The 2,041-nt window shown below is 64.6% G+C and carries 3 protein-coding genes and 1 pseudogene; 3 read left to right on the plus strand and 1 reads right to left on the minus strand.

What is annotated here, in order from left to right:
• From B7L72_RS18820 to B7L72_RS01565, 3 genes and pseudogenes are all read left to right on the plus strand, one after another.
• Nucleotides 1–151, plus strand: a pseudogene (locus B7L72_RS18820) (IS66 family transposase); the annotation flags it as partial.
• Nucleotides 141–422 (plus strand): EAL domain-containing protein, encoded by a 282-nt coding sequence (locus tag B7L72_RS01560; RefSeq protein ID WP_176212814.1) that lies wholly within the window; start codon nucleotides 141–143, stop codon nucleotides 420–422. The pseudogene B7L72_RS18820 and the gene B7L72_RS01560, both read left to right, overlap by 11 nt.
• Nucleotides 423–531: 109 nt before the next feature.
• Nucleotides 532–1,560, plus strand: a complete 1,029-nt coding sequence (locus B7L72_RS01565; RefSeq protein WP_081192173.1) for an asparaginase — start codon at nucleotides 532–534, stop codon at nucleotides 1,558–1,560.
• Between the two features lie 78 nt (nucleotides 1,561–1,638).
• On the opposite strand, the gene fliE is transcribed toward B7L72_RS01565, so the two are convergent.
• The gene (fliE, locus tag B7L72_RS01570; protein ID WP_081192175.1) at nucleotides 1,639–1,968 is read right to left on the minus strand and encodes a flagellar hook-basal body complex protein FliE; all 330 of its coding nucleotides are present in this window, start codon (nucleotides 1,966–1,968) and stop codon (nucleotides 1,639–1,641) included.
• Nucleotides 1,969–2,041: the final 73 nt, after the last annotated feature.

The raw sequence follows: 2,041 nt of genomic DNA on the forward strand, positions 1-2,041 counted from the left end.
TGCTGAGATCTTCTGCCGCATGCGTAGCTTCCTCTCGACCGCCGTCAAGCAAGGGGTGGCGGCGCATACCGCACTGGAGCAACTGTTTGCGGGTGATGTGCCAGCCTTCATGCAGCAAGAAGCCCCGACTCAGCCAACCGGTGCTGAATAGTTACGATCGCTCATTCATTTCCGGGCTGCCCAACTCCTCGAAGGATCGCGCCATCGTCGAATCGCTGTTGCGCCTATGCCAAGGCTTCGAGCGCCACGTCTGCGCGGAAGGGATAGAAAACTTCGAGCAAATGGCGTATCTGCGCGACCTCCGCTGCGATCGAGCCCAGGGATACGCCCTCGGCCGCCCCGGACCCGGGCTGCATTTCGACCGCCCATCGACACCGGTTGAAATCGAACCGGATATCGAGGACACCTTCATCGAAACATGAGCCCCGGAGCATGAGACGGGCGCCTCAACCTCGCCTTCTACACGGTCCGGCTCGCCGCGGTAGTCTTCTTTCCCCTATCATGCGTCCATCCATTGCAAGGATCACCACGATGCCACGCCAGCCCATACTCGTCATCTACACCGGAGGCACACTAGGCATGAGGATGGGCCCTCACGGCCTGGCACCAGAAGGCGATTTCGGCACGCGTCTACGCCAAGCCATCGCCCGCCTGCCCATCGCAAGGCAAGACCGCCTCCCCGGCTTCGCCCTCGTCGAAACCCCGGAACCCATCGATTCCAGCTCCGCCTCCCCGACCCACTGGCAGATGCTGGCAAGACGAATCGTCGACGAATACGGCAACCATTCCGGCATCGTGGTGCTACACGGCACCGACACCCTGGCATGGACGGCCAGCAGTCTGGCCTATCAGCTTCAGGGCATCGACATTCCCGTGGTCGTCACTGGCGCCATGCAGCCTCTCGAGGCGCCGGGCTCCGACGCCTTGGGCAATATCGAAACGGCGCTCCGCTTCGCCGCGCTCCCGGAGCTGCAGGAGGTCGCCCTATGCTTCGCCGGCAAGCTCATGCGCGGGGTCAGGGCGCGCAAGTGGCACGCCCTGGACGGCGACGCCTTCGTCAGTCCCAATTATCCGCTCCTCGGCGAACTGCAAGAACAGCACGTCGTACTCCATGCCGATCGCGGGCTCGGCGTTCAGCAACGCGGCGCGCCCAGGTTCGAAACCCCCGACTACGACGCTTCCGCCGTCGTGCGCCTGGCGCTGTGGCCCGGCATCGCCGCCTGGCAGGTGGCCGCCTGGCTGGACGACCGGCGTATTCAGGGGGCGCTGCTGGAAGTATGGGGAGCCGGCAACGCACCGAGCGACCCGCAGCTCCTCGGCGTGCTGGCCAGGGCCGTCGGCGAAGGCAAGCTGCTCGCTGCCGTCAGCCAATGCCCGCACGGCCGCATCCACATGGGCGGCTATGCCGCCGGCCAGGGACTCGCCAGTGCCGGCGTGCTGTCGGCGGACGACATGACTCCGGAGGCCGCCTTCACCAAGCTCGTCCATCTCCTGGGGCTGCCGCTTGAAGACCGAGAGCGCCGAAGGCGCTTCATGACCCCCCTCGTCGGCGAGCGCTGATCGCCAGGCGCCAGCCGTAACGAACGATGCCCGGCACCAAGTGCCGGGCATCGTCGTGAAGAAGAGATCGAACTCGCCTCACACCTGCATGTTCATGATGTCCTTGTAGGCCGTCACCAGTCGATTGCGAACCTGCACCCCCATCTGGAACGCCACGCTGGCCTTCTGCATGTCGACCATCACGTCGTTGAGCGCCACGTCCGGGTCGCCGGACTGGAAGGCATTGGCCTTTGCGCTCGACGCTTGCTGAAGGCGGTTGATGCGCTGGATCGAGGCCTGCAGTTCATTGGCAAATCCTCCCTGCCCCACCGCCGTGGAAAGGTGCTGCCCCTTGGACTGAATGCCGCCGGCCTGACTGGCCAGGGCGTGCATCTGGGCCAAGGCGGACTGAATCGCGGGTGAACTCATGGGAAAAGGCTCGCTGACTTTCGGTAACGCAAGCCTAGCAAGGGAGCGCCGGGAACCAAAGCCTCAATTGGCT

The sequence above is a fragment of the Halomonas sp. BC1 genome (genome assembly GCF_002078135.1).
GTDB classification, from domain to species: Bacteria; Pseudomonadota; Gammaproteobacteria; order Pseudomonadales; family Halomonadaceae; genus Vreelandella; species Vreelandella stevensii.